Source organism: Leisingera methylohalidivorans DSM 14336 (assembly GCF_000511355.1).
Taxonomy (GTDB): Bacteria; Pseudomonadota; Alphaproteobacteria; order Rhodobacterales; family Rhodobacteraceae; genus Leisingera; species Leisingera methylohalidivorans.
Window position 1 is genome coordinate 1,253,979 of sequence record NC_023135.1, and the last position, 15,152, is coordinate 1,269,130.

A 15,152-nucleotide genomic window follows, 5' to 3' on the forward strand; every position below is an offset into this window, starting at 1 on the left:
AGCCTATGAGGGATTCATTTATATGACAACTAGTGACGAATTTTCCGCAGTGGCCAGTTCTGAGAGCATTGAAAAGCTTAAGGAAAACATGAGCCGTGTCGAGGAGCTGAGCAAGCGTCTGGCGGATGTCATGTCCCGGAAGGTCCCGCATAACCCCGCTTTGGACGGTCCGAATCAAGAGCTTTATGCACGTGCAGCAACCGCCTATTGGACAGAGGCGATGCAAAACCCCGCCAAGATCCTGGAGCAGCAGATCGGGTACTGGAGCAAATCGGTGCTGAATTTCGCCGAAGCGCAGAAGGCCCTGGCCGGACAATTGGACAGCACCGATGACGGCGGCCCCGCGGACCGCCGTTTTTCGAATCCTCTGTGGGAAAGCAGCCCGTACTTCAATTTTGTGAAGCAGCAATACATAACCAACGCCGATGCGATCCGCAAAGCGGTGCAGGATGCGGGCGAATTGGACGGCAAGGACAAGCAGCGCCTGACATATTTTGCCGACCAGATCATCGAGATGATGTCGCCGACCAATTTTCTGCCCACCAATCCGGATGCGCTGGAAAAGGCTGTAGCGACCGAAGGCCAGTCGCTGATCGACGGGCTGGAGAACCTGGTCACAGATCTGGAAGCCAACAATGGCGAACTGGTGGTGCGGCTGGCGGATGAGAGCGCCTTTGAACTGGGCGGCAATATCGCCACCACGCCTGGCGATGTGGTCTACCGCAACCGGATGATGGAGCTGATCCAGTACAAACCGGCGACGGAAACCGTGCACGAGACTCCGATTGTGCTGTTCCCGCCCTGGATCAACAAGTTCTACATCCTCGATCTGAAGGCGCAGAACAGCATGATCAAATGGGTGACCGAGCAGGGCTATACCCTGTTCGTCGTCTCCTGGGTCAATGCGGATGCCAGCCATGCCGATGTGGGGATGGAAGATTACATGCAGGAGGGCATCCTGACCGCGATTGAAACGGTCAAGGAGATCTGCAAGGTCAAACAGGTGAACGCTGTAGGCTACTGCATCGCCGGCACCACGCTGAGCCTGACATTGTCGCTGTTGAAACAGCGCGGCGACACATCGGTGAAATCAGCGACCTTCTTTACCACCCTGACCGATTTCGGTGATCAGGGCGAGTTCACGCCGTTCCTGCAGAATGATTTCGTTGACGGGATCGAGGCGCAGGTGGAAGAGGATGGGCTGCTGCGCTCCTGGGTGATTGCGCGGACCATGTCGTTCCTGCGCTCCAAGGATCTGATCTATGGCCCCGCCGTCAAAAGCTACATGATGGGCGAGACGCCGCCGGCCTTTGATCTGCTGTATTGGAACGGCGATGGCGCCAACCTGCCGGGCCGGATGGCGGTTCAGTATCTCCGGGGCCTGTGCCAGAACAATGAATTTGTCCGCGAGGGGTTCGAGTTGATGGGCCACAAGCTGCATATCAGGGATGTGGACGTGCCGCTGATGTCGATCACCTGCGAGACGGACCATATCGCCCGCTGGAAGGACTGCTACCGGGGGGTGCAGCAGATGGGGTCGCGCAGCAAGAGTTTCATCGTGTCGGAGTCCGGCCATATCGCGGGTATCGTCAACCCGCCCAGCAAGAAGAAGTACGGCCATTACACCAATCCAGATCTGAAAGGCGACAGCGAGGCCTGGATGGAGGGGGCGGAATACCACCAAGGCTCCTGGTGGCCGCGCTGGAACGATTGGCTGAAGAAGCGGTCCGGCAAGCAGGTTCCCGCCCGCGAAGCCGGGGATTCGGGGTATCCCTCTTTGATGCCTGCCCCTGGGTCCTATGTCAGGGTCAAGGCAAGCCGTTGATTTTACGGGATTTGTGATTTTTTTCTGCACCGCAGCATTAAAAACCTTGAAATGCTGCGGTGCAGAAAGCATATTCTTCTCATGCTAAGAGCGCAGGATGGTCCTGCTGCAGCTTTCTGAGGAATTAGAACTATGGCAAAGACCCAAGACTTCACCGCGATGATGAAAGACTTCATGGGCGCCTTCCCGGTCGACACCAAAGCGATGGAAGACGTTTTCAAGAACACCGCAGCCCTGAACGAGAAGCTGTCCGCCGTTGCGCTGGACGCTGCCGGCAAATCCGCTGAGATCTCGAACAAGTGGACCAAAGAAACCATCTCCAAGCTGGGCGATGTGTCCAAAGTCAAAGCCGACCCGGCCGACTATGCCAAAGCCGCAACCGATTTCGCCTCCGCTTCCGCTGAAGTGGCTGCTGAAAACATGGCTGCCTTTGCTGAGATCGCCAAGAAGGTCCAGATGGAAACCGTCGAACTGGTGATGGCTGCCGGCAAAGACATGGGCGAAGAAGCGACCGCAGCTGTGAAGAAGGCCACCGACGAAGTGACCTCCGCAGCGAAAAAAGCTTCTGCTGCTGCAAAGTAAGATCGATCACGGACCGGCCCTGGCTCTCCTCCCTGACGGAGCCGGACTGTGAGAAAAGGGCAGGCCGCAGGGCCTGCCCTTTTTGCTGTTCAGAGATCAGTCCGGCAGTCCGGCCCGCAGCAGCCCGTCGCAGTAATGCTCCAGATCGGCGGCTCTGACGAAGGGAAGGGTTTTGCTGATGCGGGCGACCGAAAACTCCGGCTCCAGGCCAAGGATGCGCCCGCATTGCCGCGCCGCCGCTGCCCTGTCTCCCAATTGTGCATAGCAGGCAGCCAGATGGCAGTGCGGGGCCGGAAAACCGGGAAACAGCCCGACAGCCTTGTTCACTTCTGAAATGGCTGGCAGGTATTCCCGGCACATGTACAGCGCCAGCCCCCTGAACCAGTGGAAGTAGGTTGGATGAAACGGGTTGCGGACAGAAGCTTGATCCAATTCGGCAAGGGCCTTTTCGGGCTGGCCCCGGTACACATAGGACAGACCGCGGAAGGCCATCGCTTCAGTGTCGTTCGGGTTCAGGGCAAGGGCGCGCTGGAAATGGTCTTCTGCCATGGGGAAATCTCCCTTGAACAGATGCATGATCGCCAGCCGGCGTTGCACGGCGCTGTCCAGCGGGTCGATACGGGCTGCCCGGCGCAGACAGGGGAAAGCCTGGTCCAGAGTGTCCTCGGGCGACAAGCCCCAGCCGCTCATCCATTCCACCAGATATGTGAGCGCCAATCCCGAATAGGCAGAGGGGTTCCCCTGGTCGCTGACACAGGCGGTCTGATACAGCTGCCGGCACCGATGCAGAGCGTCCCGGGTGTCGAGGGTCAGGGCTTTGGCCTGCAGGACCAGTTCCCTTGACGTCCAGGGGCCGCCGTTTGCCAGAACTTCGGCCGACATGCGTTTTGCGGTGGCCTGCAGCTGTCCGGCCAGGGTTTGGGTGATCTGCCGGGCCAAAGCGTCCTGACGGCTGAAGCCGGCTTCGTCGTCCAGATGGTATTGTTCACTGAACAGCGTCGTACCGCTGTAGCCATCTGCCAGCGAAACGGCGACCCGCAGTTTTCCAGGCCGCTGCCGCACCGTTCCTTCGGCCAGATAGCGGACGCCGAGTTCCACCGCCGCCAGAGATGTTTCTGATGCGCTGCTGGCAAAGCGGAATGCCGAGGTGCGGGATATGACACGCAGATCGCGGAACCGGGACAGGCCGATGGTCACGTCTTCGGTCAGGGTTTCAGCCAGACTGTCTGCTCCGGGTGCACCAGGGGATTTGTTCAGAAAGGGTAAAACTGCGATGGACACTTCGTAGGCGGGGCCTTCGGCTTCAAAGCGCGGCATCGGGTTTTCGGCTATTCGGAAGATCCGAACCGGGTCTGAGATATTGCGGATGACCTGCAGGCCAAGATCGTCAAAGGCCGCATTGATCCTGCCGCGGACCTGCTCTTGAACCGTGCCGGAAACGCAGATTTCACCGGGTCCGGCAAGGCTTTCGAGGCGGGCCGCGATATTGACACAGCTGCCGAACAGATCGCCCCCGGCAGCGATGACGTTTCCTGTGTGAATTCCCATTCTAAGGTGCAGATGGGGCGGCGGGCGGCTGGCAGCCGAGGCAGCGGTCCGCTTGGCAATCAGCAAGGCGGCTTTCACCGCTTGCACAGAGGTCCCGAACTCCAGCAGAAAACCGTCGCCCAGTGTTTTGACAAGCTGACCTGAATACTGATGAGCCACAGGCACCACGATGTCGTCCGCAAGACGGCGAACCGCGGCAACCGCCTCCGATTCGCCGGTTTCAACCAGCGCGGAAAACCCGGCCACATCAGCAATTAGTACAGCAGCTTGTCTTTGTCTGTCCCCTTGGTCAGCCATCATTCCCGCTACCACAGACTCAAAAGACCCTGACTGAAACATATCACATTGAGAGTCTATTGCGGCACCTCAAATGCAAAACGTTCGGTATTTGTTCATGAGGTCGCGTCCTGAAGTCAAAACTGCGCCTTGCGGAAGCTGCTGTGCTGCGGCTGCCAGCCGGCCATCCGGCGCAGTTTCCCGGAGTCCATTTGCTGATCCAATGTCGGGCCTGCGGCCCAATCGCCGTATTTGATCAGCACATGCTTCAGGCTGCGCACAACATAGCTGGCGTCATGGCCATGGCGCCGGGCAATCTCGCGGGTGATCTCAGCCACGGGAACGCCGGTTTCAGCACTGGCGTTGAAATGGCCCTTGAGCCGGGGGTGTTCCATCAGCAGCCGGTAGGCACGGGCAAGATCCGCACGTTCGACCAGAGGCCAGCGGGTTGCGACGCTGCCCCAGATCTCGAACGGAATCTTCTGCCGGGCGGCCTCCAGATAACGGGAGAAGGCGCCGCCTTCCGGGTGGTACACCATCGCCGGATGGATCACAGCGGTGGAAAGCGCCGGGGCAGCAAGCGCTGCACGGGCATTCGTCTGCATCCAGGCAAAGGGTTTGAGCGGCCGCATCGGGCTGGCTTCATCGGCGATCCGGTTGCCGGTGGCGCCGTACAGCCAGCAACCGCCGGTATAGATCAGCCGCAGCGGCGCTGGGCGCATGGCCGCCTGACGCAGAATAGCAGCCATGGCGGTTGTGTCCGCCTCGGCCATATCGGTGCCGAATGTGGCCGCCAGCTGGATTAACCCGTCCACGCGGGAGATCTCGCGGGCCCAACTGCCGGGGTGGCGCAGATCACCGCGCAAGGGCCGGGCACCCAATGCCGCCAGTTTGCGGTCCGAGGCATCCGAGCGGCTGAGACCGGTGACCTCATGCCCGTGCCGGACCAGGTCTTGGGTGACGGCGGTGCCAATGGATCCGGTGCCGCCGAGAATCAGGATTTTCATGCCCCGCGCTTTCCTGCTGCAGTTTCTGGTGCGGGATCCTCTGTAAAATCTCAAGCCGGGTTGAGGTCAAGCGTCTTGGCTGCAGTCGCTGCAGGGGGGCAGGAACAAATGTTGCCGAAAACACGCGGAGGCTTCCCTTTTGTTCTGCGCTGGCATAGGCTTTGCTGCAATGCGTCATGACCGGGGAGGGATTACATGGCAGAACAGGACAAACCCTTGCTGATCAAGCGGTACGCGAGCCGCAGGCTTTATAACACCGAGACCAGTGATTACGTCACGCTGGAGGATATCGCGGGGTTCATCCGGGAAGGGCGCGAGGTGCAGATCGTTGATCTGAAGACCGGCGACGACCTGACACGGCAGTACCTGTTGCAGATCATTGCTGAGCATGAAAGCCGCGGCGAGAATGTGCTGCCGGTGAATGTGCTGAACGATCTGGTGCGCAGCTACATGGTGCCCGGCGGCGGGGTGATGCCGCAGTTCCTGCAGTCTTCTTTTGATATGCTGCGCGAAAGCCAGTCAAAGATGATGGAAAACATGAGCGCGATGAACCCGATGGTGAAGATGCCGGGGTTCGAAGCGATGAAGGCGCAGCAGGAAGCGTTTCTGAAGGCCATGACCGGCGGCCTTGGCGCGGCCGGCTGGACCGGCGGCGCGTCCGCGGAAGAGAAATCCGAAGACGGCGAGGATCTGGACGACATCAAGAAGCAGTTGGCCGAGCTGCAGGAAAAACTGTCGAAGATGAAGTAAGGCGATTGACAGCGCGGGGTCTTGATCAACGGGGGCACCCGTCTGGCCGCAACCAATCTGCGGCTGTATCTCATCCTTAAGCGTGGCACCGCGTTGCGGTGCCATTCTCTTTTCACTTCTTTTATCAGTGAGATTTGCAGCGCCTATGCGCGGCGCCGGGTACATGCGCAGTGCCGGGTATCAGACCCCGGATGCGGCGGTCAGGCGCGCGGTTTGATTTTCAGGATATTGTGCAGCCGGTGGTAAGGCGCGTTCCTGACGATTTCGTCCAAATCGCCGGTTTCCGGTTGCGGTTTGGAGCGATAGAACAAATAGACGCTGGCAGCAAAAGACAGGGTGCAGGCCCCGGTAATTGCGCTGACGATGACAGTTTCCAGTCCCATGGCTTCAATCATGCTGTTCTCCGGTTTCGGGTCCAATATAGGCATGGACCGCTGAAAATTCCATATCACTTCGCAGTGTTTGTGTGTTTTGCCGCTTCCAGCACGTGGCGGGCCAAGGTTTCTGCCGCCTCGCGCTCTTGTGCCTTGAGGCGCCGCCGCGTCCGCCCCCCGAGGCGGGAGGCGGTGGCGAAAATGAAGCCGGAAAAGGACAGCAGAGTGAGGCCGAAGGCCAGCCCGCCGGTCACGGTGCCGGCTATGGCGGCGGCGAAGCTGGCCAGCAGCGCGCCGGCGGCGAGCCGCTGCGACCATTGGCCGATGACCTGATCCGCATCCCGGACCTGGGCTTCGGCATCTCCGGCGCGGGTGGCAAAGGCGGTCAGCAAATCCGCCACCGTGACTCCGGTTTCCGGATCATTTGCGGCACCGATCGCAGCCAGAAGGGCCGCCCGTTCGCCGCTGCTGGCGGAAACCGCGCGCATGACCTGCATCAGCGCGTCCTCGCTGACGGGATCGCCCATGCCGAGCGCATTGGCCATTGCCACCAGGGCTGTGGCCGGGCGCCGGTCGAATTCGGGAAGCGGAGTCATGGCGGCAAACTGGACGGCACAGCCCTGGATTGCAATCACGAAAAGCCCCGGCGCAGGGCCGGGGCGGTCGCGTGGTCAGCTACTGGCGCTTTTCAGGCGGCTGCCCTGGCCATGGTTTCCTTGGCCGCAGCCAGCAGAATATCTGCAATCACATCCAGCTCGGCACGGGTCAGGCGCACCGGCAGCCGCACGTCGCAAGCCTTCATCAGCATGGCGCGGGTTTGCGGCAGCTCGGGCTGATCGCGCAGGAACTGCCAGTTCCAGAAGGCGCGGGCGTTGTCGCTGGAGAGGCCGAAGACCTGCACTTTGACGCCCTTGGCTTCTGCCGTGCTGGCAAAGGCGCGGGTTTGCGCCTCGCTGAGACCCGCCAGATTGAACTGGATCGAATCCGGCGCGCGGCGTTCAGGGGCAAGCGGCGCTGGCACGTCAAAATAGGGGGAGGCATTCAGACGCGCGGCCACATAGTCATGGTTGGCCAGCCCGTCGCGCACCCGGCGCGCCAGTTCCGGCAGCTGCGGGCGGATCACGGCTGCGGACAGATTGCTCATCCGCAGATTATATAGCGGCAGCTGGTTCTGCCACTTGGCAAAAGCCTGTTCCAGGTCCGGGGCATTTTCACCACGCGGGCCCTTGTGCTTTTTCCAATTATGCTCGTAAGCGCCGGACATGATGACGGCGCGGGCAATCAGGCCGGCGTCGTCGGTGATCAGAATGCCGCCTTCGCCGCCGTTGACCATTTTATAGGACTGGAAGGAGAAGCAGCCCACCTTGCCGATGGTGCCGATGTTCCGGCCGTTCCAGGTGGTGCCAAGCGAATGGGCCGCGTCCTCGACCACCGGGATGCCGCGGGCGTCGCAGAGCGCCATGATCGCGTCCATGTCCGAGGTGTGGCCGCGCATGTGGCTGATGATCACCGCCTGTACACTGTCCAGCTTGGCCTCGAAATCCGCCATGTCGATGCGGTAGTTTTCGCCCACCTCGCACAGAACCGGCACGCAGTCGGCGTGCACCACCGACGAGGGCACCGCGGCAAAGGTGAAGGCGGGGATCAGCACACGTGCATCGCGGGGCAGGCTAAGCGCCTTCAGTGACAGGAACAAGGCAGCGGAGCAGGAGGAGACTGCCAGCGCATATTTGCTGCCCAAGAGGTCTGCATATTCCTGTTCCAGCAGCGTCACAGGTGCGTTTTCCGGCGCAGTGTAGCGGAACAGATCGCCCGACTGCATCAGGGCCTCAATGGCCTCACGGGCAGCTGCGGGAATGGGTTCAGCGTCATGAACATTGGGCGGCAAAGCCATATTTCAGAATCCCGAATTGTTTCTGTGGAAAATCTAAATATGGACACCGGAGATGCCAAGGGCCACCGCAGCGGAAATCGCCGCTGCAGGCGGAATTTCACAGAACTGTTGCGGAGTTGCGCGGAAACCGGCCTAGGGTCAGATCCCCAGCCGGTCCCGCAGGGAAAACCAGGTCATCGCCAGAGCCAGCAGCGGTGATCGCATCCGCGGCCCGCCCGGGAAACGGGGCGCGGGGACTTGGGCCAAGGTGTCGAAGCCCTCGGCCTGGCCCTGCAGGGCCAGCGCCATCAGCTGGCCCGCATGGGTGGCGGTGCCGACGCCGTGGCCGGAGTAGCCCGAAGCAGACAGGACATTCGGCGCTAGCCGCGCCAGATAGGGCATCCGCTTCATGGTGATGCCAAGGGTACCGCCCCAGGCGTAGTCGATACGGACGTCTTTCAAGTGCGGGAAAATCTGCTGCATCGGTTTGCGCACGGTGGAAGCGATGTCGGCAGGAAAGCGGTAGCCGTAGCTTTCGCCGCCGCCGAACAGCAGGCGCTTGTCATGGCTGAGGCGGAAATAGTTCACCACGAATTTGCTGTCTGCCACCGCCACGTCACGGGCAAGCACCCGCGCGGCATCCGCGCCCAGCGGTTCGGTTGCCAGGATGAAATTGTTGATCGGCATCACCCGCGCGGCGACTTGGCGGTTCAATCCGCCCAGGTAGCCGTTGCAGGCCAGGATCAGGTGTCCGGCTGTGACTGTGCCGTTTGCTGTCCGCACGCGGACTTGCGCGCCTTCCTGGATGTCCAGAACCTCGCTTTGCTCGCAGATCTGCGCTCCGGCGCCCGCCGCCGCCCGGGCCAGGCCCAGGGCAAAGTTCAGCGGGTGCAGATGGGCGGCCCCCATGTCCAGCGAGCCGCCCTTATAGGCGGGAGAGGGGCAGACGGCCTGCAGCCCGGCTTCATCCAGCGGCTGGATCTGATCGTAGCCATAGCGGTTCTGCAGGTGTTCGGCATAGGCCCGTTCATGGGCGGCTTCGCTTTTGGAAAAGCACGCATGGGCAATGCCGGGTTTCAGGTGGCAGTCGATTTTGTGACGGTCAATCAGCGCTTTGACCAGGTTTTTGGCGTCCTCGCCCAGCTGCCAGAGCTTTTGCGCTTCGGGCTCGCCCATCAGCGCTTCCAGCCCGTCCTGTTCCATCCTCTGGCCGCTGCCGAGCTGGCCGCCGTTGCGGCCCGAGGCGCCAAACCCCGCACGGTGCGCTTCCAGCACAACGACACGCTGACCGGCTTCGGCCAGATGCAGCGCAGCGGACAAGCCGGTATAGCCGCCGCCGACGATGCAGACATCCGCGGTCAGCTCCCCCGCCAGAGCCGGAAACCGCTCCATTGGGGTGGCCGTCGCTGCGTACCAGCTGTTTGGATAATGGCCCTTGCGGTCATTGGAATAGAGCAGGTTCATGCCCATCACGCACCTCTGTCGGTTACAGGCGCCCTTGCGGGCAGCCTGCACTTCATCTTTTCTTAAGTACTCAATTGCACTGGCGCTGCACCCAGGCGCAGCGCCGGAGGGCTTACACGTTCATCAGCAGATGTTCGCGCTCCCAGGGGGAAATCACCTGAAGAAACTCGTCATATTCCGCACGTTTCACGATGGAATAGACGCGGGCGAACTCCGGGCCCAGAACCTCATGCAGTTCGGTGGCCGCGTCAAACAGGTCCAGTGCCTGGCCCATCACTTGCGGGATATCGCCTTCGCCCTCATAGGCGTCGCCCTTGAACTGCTTGCGCGGGCGTTCCTCGTTGATCAGGCCGATGTAACCGCAGGCCAGCGACAGCGCGATGCCCAGGTAAGGGTTGCAATCCATGCCGGCGATGCGGTTTTCGACCCGCCGCGCCCCGGGACCCGACAGCGGGATCCGGATGCCGGTGGTGCGGTTGTCGCGTGCCCATTCCAGATTGATCGGGGCGGCGTGATCCTTCACGTAGCGGCGGTAGGAGTTCACATAAGGCGCCATCACTGCCAGGCCCGCCGGCAGATGGTTCTGAAACCCTGCGATGTAATTGTAGAACGCATCCGTCTCGCCGCCCTGCGGGCCGGAGAAGATGTTCTCGCCGGTTTCCATATCCAGAACCGAATGGTGGATATGCATGGCTGAGCCGGGCTCATCCTCGATCGGCTTGGCCATGAAGGTGGCAAAACAGTCGTGGCGCAGCGCCGCTTCGCGGATCAGCCGTTTGAAGTAGAAGACTTCATCCGCCAGTTTGACCGGGTCGCCGTGCAGCAGGTTGATTTCCAGCTGGCCGGCGCCGCCTTCCTGGGTGATGCCGTCGATTTCAAAGCCCTGGGCCTCGGCGAAATCATAGATATCGTCGATCACGGGCCCGAATTCATCCACCGCAGTCATCGAATAGGCCTGGCGCGCTGCCGCCGGGCGGCCGGAGCGGCCCATCATCGGCTTGATCTCATGTGCAGGATCAATATTGCGGGCGACCAGGAAAAACTCCATCTCGGGCGCCACAACCGGTTTCCAGCCCTTGTCATGATAAAGCTGCACAACACGCTTCAGCACGTTACGGGGGCTGAAAGGTATCGGTTTGCCTTCGCGGTCATAGGCGTCGTGGATCACCTGCAGCGTCCAGTCGCCGGTCCAGGGCGCGGCCGTGGCGGTGGACATGTCCGGCTTCAGCGTCATGTCCTTTTCGATCCAGCCATCTTCATCCGCGGCATCAGCCCAGTCCCCGGTGATGGTCTGGTAAAAGATGCTGTCAGGCAGATGAAAATAGTCGGTCTTTGCGAATTTGGATGCCGGTACCGCCTTGCCACGGGCGATACCGGGAAGGTCCGAGATAACGCATTCAACTTCGTCGAGACGACGGCCCTCCAGATAGGTTTTTGCTGCTTCGGGAAGGGCGTCGAGCCAGGCTGACATTAAGTCCTCTCTTTCCTGTAAAATTCTGCGAGGAAGGTTGCGATGTCTTGATTGTCCACGGGGGCGTCCAGTTCGGCGGCTGCACGGTCCAGCAGGCCGTCCGGCACCACGCCGCGGCCGCGTTTTTCGATCAGGCCGCCGACAAAGGCGCTGGAAAATTCGGGGTGGGGCTGCCAGGAGATGATGTGATCGCCATAGGCCAGGATGCCGTTCCGGCAGAAGTCGTTGCCGCCAAGCACGCGGGCGCCTTCCGGCAGTGCCACCACCTGATCCTGGTGCCAGGCATTAAGGGTCAGCTCGCGGCCGTCTACCTCATAGGTGACGCGGCCCACGGCCCAGCCGCCCTCGTATTTCTTCACCTTGCCGCCAAGCGCCTGGGCGATGATCTGATGGCCGAAGCAGATGCCGGCCAGGGGCTGTTTCCTGGTGTTGATCTCGCGGATCAGCGTTTCCAGCGGCGGGATCCAGGCGTGATCCTCATAGGCGCCGTGCTTGGAGCCGGTGATCAGCCAGGCGTCGGCGTCATCGGCGCTGTCTGGAAACACGCCATCCACCACCGCCCAGGTTTGAAATTCAAAGCTGTTGCCGTCCAGCATGTCGCGGAACATGCCGTCGTAATCTCCGAAAGGGCCGAACAGATCTTCGGGGGAGTGTCCAGTTTGCAGGATGCCGATTTTCATAAGTCACCAGATTTGATCAAATTGAGCCTAGCTGAGGGGGCTGGAGCAGGCAAGCCCCGGGGCAGGGCGGCGCTATACCGCTTCCAGCCAGGACAGCCAATGGCTCTCGCGGGGGCGCTCGGCAAAGCCTTTCAGCTCCTGCCGTTTGGTCATCACCAGGTTCCGGATGGCAAGTTCCGGCAGCACGCGGGCGATCAGCGGATCGCTTTCGAACCAGTTGATCGCGGTCTCCCAGTCGGCGGCCAGCTGCGGCAGGCCCTTGATCTCGTAGATGTTGCCTTCGGACGGGGCGGGGGGCTGCATCTGATCTTCGATCCCGGCCAGGGCAGAGCCAAGCACGGTTGCGAGCATCAGATAGGGGTTGATGTCGCCGCCGGCGACGCGGTGTTCGATGCGCCGCGCCTTGGGGCTGCCGCCGGGGATGCGGATGGCGGCGGTGCGGTTTTCATAGGCCCAGGCGGCACTGACGGGCGCATGGGCGCCGGGCACCAGCCGGTCATAGGAATTGCCGTGCGGGGCGAAGATCAGCGAGCTGGCGGGCATCGCCGCCAGACAGCCCGCCACGGCGTGCATCAGCAGGTCCGACCCCGTGTCGCCGCCGTTGTCAAAGACGTTGCTGCCGTCCTTGTCCTCGACCGAGAAATGCACATGCATTCCATTGCCGGCTTCTTGCGGATAAGGTTTGGCCATGAAAGTCGCCGCAAAGCCGTGTTTGCGCGCAAGCCCTTTTACCAAGGCCTTGAACAGCCAGGCATCATCTGCGGCGCGCATCGCCTCCTGATGGTTCAGGTTGATTTCAAACTGGCCCAGGCCCGCCTCGGAAATTGCCGACTGGGCGGGGATGCCCATCATCTCGGCACCGTCATAGAGATCGGTGAAGAAGTCATCAAAGGCGTCCAGTTCGGCCACTGACAGCACCGATTGCTGATCCAGCTCACGGCCGGTCTGCGGGTCGATCGGCGGTGACGGGCGGAGGCCGCTGTCATCCAGCAGGCTGAATTCCATTTCCGTCGCGGCCACGACGGTCCAGCCGCGCTCCGCATAGCGCGACAGCACATCGGCCAGAACGTGGCGCGGGTCGCCTAGGAAAGCAGAGCCGTCTTCCCAGTACATCGCCATCGGCACCAGCGCCGAAGCGCTTTTGAGCCAGGGCATCGGTACGGCACCGCGTTCGGTCGGCAGCATCACCCCGTCGGCGTCGCCGGTTTCAAACACCAGCGGGTTGTCTTCGACATCGCACCCCCAGAGATCGACATTGAGGGTGGAGATCGGCATCCGGGCCGCGCCGCTGTCCAGCTTGGCGGCCATGCCCGCAGGCAGGCGTTTGCCGCGCATTTGGCCGTTCATGTCACAGGCGGCAATGCGGATGGTCTTTAGTCCGGACAGGTCCATTGGAGGCTCCATGAATGCGTTGCGCCAACCCTAGCGCAGAGAATTCCATTCGCCAAGATAATTTGATCAAAAGTTTGAAGTGACGCTCCGGCGGCTTCATTTTCCGGAAAAAGCGCCCTGCGGTCAGAGGCCCAGAACGCGCCCGGTTGGATCCGGCGTTTCAAAAAAATGGCTCCCGAAGGAGCCATTCTGAATTCAGCGGATCAGGTTGAACCGCAACTTGGTCCGGCTGCGCCGCTCTTGCGGAAGGTGCCGGTTCAGCTGTTTGTTCACAAACCCGAACACGGAGATAACGACCAGTGTCAGCAGAATGAAATAGAAGGCCAGGATCGGGTAGGGGACAAATGGATTGAAGGTCTTGTCCGCGAAATAACTGGCGTAGTACAGCGCATCGCCCTTTTGCCGCCAGGCCGGAAAGCCTGAAAAGAACACCAGCGTGGTGGCGTGGAACAGGAAGATCGCCTCGTTGGTGTAGGCGGGCCAGGCCAGCCGCATCATGGTCGGGAAGGTGATCCGGCGGAACCGCGTCCAGCCGGACATGCCATAGGCGTCGGCCGCTTCGATATCGCCTTTTGGGATCGACAAGAGCGCGCCATGGAAGATCTCGCCTGAATAGGCCGCGGTATTGCAGAACAGCACGACCAGCGCGCCAAGCCAGGCCGAGGTGAAGGGATCAAAGAAGCTGGAGACGCTTTTGAGGCTGAGGAAGCAAGCGTAGGCAAAGAAGAACTGAATGAACAGCGGGCTGCCACGGAACACAAAGATGAACCACTCCGCCGGTTTGCGCCACAGCGGATTGGGGCTGGATTTGCCAACCGCCAAAGCGACGGCCAGGAAAAAGCCGGTCGTCAAAGCAACGATGCCGAAGTAAACATTCCAGATCATGCCGGAGCCGATCAGAGTGAAGTGTTCGCACAGGGTGTATTCGCCCTTGGGCAGCAGCCGTTCTCCAAAGCCCAGGGAGCGGAAGGCATAGGCCTGAATGGTTTCAACGCAACTCATGCCGCTGCCTTTCTCTGTGCTTCGCCTGCCGCGGTGGCCTGGCCCTTGGTCAGGCGCTTCATGATCCGGTCCAGGGCAACTTCGGAAACTTTGGTAAAGCAAAGGTAGAAGACCAGCAGCGCCGCAAAGTACCAGACGTGCCAGTTCGGGTGCGGGTAGTCGGTGAATCTGGCGGTTTTGGTGCCGCCCAGTTCCCGTGCCCAATAAACGATGTCCTCGACCCCTAGCAGAAACAGCAACGGGGTGGATTTGATCAGCACCATCCACAGGTTCGACAGGCCCGGAAGCGCATAGACCCACATCTGCGGCACCAGGATGCGCCAGAACGCCTGACGGCTGGTCATGCCATAGGCCTCGGCGGTTTCGATCTGGGCGTGCGGCACCGCACGCATGGCGCCAAACAGGACGTTGGCGGCAAAGGCGCCGAACACGATCGAGAAGGTCAGAACCGCCAAGAAGAATCCATAGGTCTCATGCACCCACTGCGGCGAGGTGGACAGTGGCAGTTTTGCTGCATCGCACACCACAAAGTCGATGCCGCGCCGGACCGGTTCGTCCCAGTCCGGGCATTTCACCTTGTGGCGCATCCACTCGAACGCCTGGTCGAGCGCGATGACGAAAAACAGGAAGAAGGCAATATCGGGCACGCCGCGCACAATGCTGGTATAGCCGATCCCGAACCAGCGCAGCGGCGGGATCTTGGACCGTGCGGCACTGGCAGCGCCGAATCCGAACAGCAGCGCGACCGGTGCGGTGATGGCCAGCAGGGTCAGGACCACAAAGACCGAGAAATAAAGGTTCAAATGCTTGCCGGTGGTCAGGTAGCAGCTGAGCCAGCTCAGCCCCTCAAGCGTCGATGGGTCCGTGCAATAGGAAAACATAGGTGAGCCTGTCTTTTTCTGTTCACG

At 61.1% G+C, this 15,152-nt stretch carries 14 protein-coding genes; 3 read left to right on the top strand and 11 right to left on the bottom strand.

All coding sequences use genetic code 11. From position 1 onward, the window contains the following. Positions 1-22 precede the first annotated feature (22 nt). Together METH_RS06210 and METH_RS06215 are read left to right on the top strand one after the other, a co-directional pair. A complete protein-coding gene (locus tag METH_RS06210) occupies positions 23-1,825 on the top strand; it encodes a PHA/PHB synthase family protein (protein WP_024089572.1) in 1,803 nt (600 codons plus the stop codon). A gap of 132 nt (positions 1,826-1,957) precedes the next feature. Continuing rightward, positions 1,958-2,407 (top strand): phasin family protein, encoded by a 450-nt coding sequence (locus METH_RS06215; RefSeq protein ID WP_024089573.1) that lies wholly within the window; start codon positions 1,958-1,960, stop codon positions 2,405-2,407. A 96-nt stretch (positions 2,408-2,503) separates the two neighbouring features. Here the strand turns inward: METH_RS06215 and METH_RS06220 are convergent, their stop codons facing one another. Together METH_RS06220 and METH_RS06225 are read right to left on the bottom strand one after the other, a co-directional pair. Further along, positions 2,504-4,255 carry an adenylate/guanylate cyclase domain-containing protein gene (locus METH_RS06220; protein WP_245602963.1) on the bottom strand — a complete coding sequence of 584 codons (1,752 nt, stop codon included), beginning with the start codon at positions 4,253-4,255 and terminating at the stop codon, positions 2,504-2,506. A 113-nt stretch (positions 4,256-4,368) separates the two neighbouring features. Beyond that, complete coding sequence (locus tag METH_RS06225; RefSeq protein ID WP_024089575.1) at positions 4,369-5,238, bottom strand: NAD-dependent epimerase/dehydratase family protein; 870 nt, start codon at positions 5,236-5,238, stop codon at positions 4,369-4,371. Positions 5,239-5,433: 195 nt separating this feature from the next. Between METH_RS06225 and phaR the strand changes: the two genes are divergently transcribed. Further along, the gene (phaR, locus tag METH_RS06230) at positions 5,434-5,988 is read left to right on the top strand and encodes a polyhydroxyalkanoate synthesis repressor PhaR (RefSeq protein ID WP_024089576.1); all 555 of its coding nucleotides are present in this window, start codon (positions 5,434-5,436) and stop codon (positions 5,986-5,988) included. A gap of 200 nt (positions 5,989-6,188) precedes the next feature. On the opposite strand, the gene METH_RS06235 is transcribed toward phaR, so the two are convergent. The 9 genes from METH_RS06235 to METH_RS06275 form a co-directional block, all read right to left on the bottom strand. After that, positions 6,189-6,383 (bottom strand): hypothetical protein, encoded by a 195-nt coding sequence (locus METH_RS06235; protein WP_024089577.1) that lies wholly within the window; start codon positions 6,381-6,383, stop codon positions 6,189-6,191. A gap of 53 nt (positions 6,384-6,436) precedes the next feature. Further along, positions 6,437-6,958, bottom strand: a complete 522-nt coding sequence (locus METH_RS06240) for a hypothetical protein (RefSeq protein ID WP_044008579.1) — start codon at positions 6,956-6,958, stop codon at positions 6,437-6,439. A gap of 92 nt (positions 6,959-7,050) precedes the next feature. After that, positions 7,051-8,256 (bottom strand): DegT/DnrJ/EryC1/StrS family aminotransferase, encoded by a 1,206-nt coding sequence (locus METH_RS06245; protein WP_024089579.1) that lies wholly within the window; start codon positions 8,254-8,256, stop codon positions 7,051-7,053. A 138-nt stretch (positions 8,257-8,394) separates the two neighbouring features. After that, complete coding sequence (locus METH_RS06250; RefSeq protein ID WP_024089580.1) at positions 8,395-9,705, bottom strand: NAD(P)/FAD-dependent oxidoreductase; 1,311 nt, start codon at positions 9,703-9,705, stop codon at positions 8,395-8,397. Positions 9,706-9,811: 106 nt separating this feature from the next. Next, positions 9,812-11,170: a glutamine synthetase family protein gene (locus tag METH_RS06255; protein WP_024089581.1), complete on the bottom strand. Its 1,359-nt coding sequence runs from the start codon at positions 11,168-11,170 to the stop codon at positions 9,812-9,814. Then, the gene (locus tag METH_RS06260) at positions 11,170-11,850 is read right to left on the bottom strand and encodes a type 1 glutamine amidotransferase (protein ID WP_024089582.1); all 681 of its coding nucleotides are present in this window, start codon (positions 11,848-11,850) and stop codon (positions 11,170-11,172) included. Before METH_RS06260 ends, METH_RS06255 begins: the two co-directional genes overlap by 1 nt. Before the next feature lie 72 nt (positions 11,851-11,922). Beyond that, the gene (locus METH_RS06265) at positions 11,923-13,242 is read right to left on the bottom strand and encodes a glutamine synthetase family protein (RefSeq protein WP_024089583.1); all 1,320 of its coding nucleotides are present in this window, start codon (positions 13,240-13,242) and stop codon (positions 11,923-11,925) included. A 195-nt stretch (positions 13,243-13,437) separates the two neighbouring features. Continuing rightward, positions 13,438-14,244: an ABC transporter permease gene (locus tag METH_RS06270; RefSeq protein ID WP_024089584.1), complete on the bottom strand. Its 807-nt coding sequence runs from the start codon at positions 14,242-14,244 to the stop codon at positions 13,438-13,440. After that, a complete protein-coding gene (locus METH_RS06275; protein WP_024089585.1) occupies positions 14,241-15,125 on the bottom strand; it encodes an ABC transporter permease in 885 nt (294 codons plus the stop codon). Before METH_RS06275 ends, METH_RS06270 begins: the two co-directional genes overlap by 4 nt. Positions 15,126-15,152 lie beyond the last annotated feature (27 nt).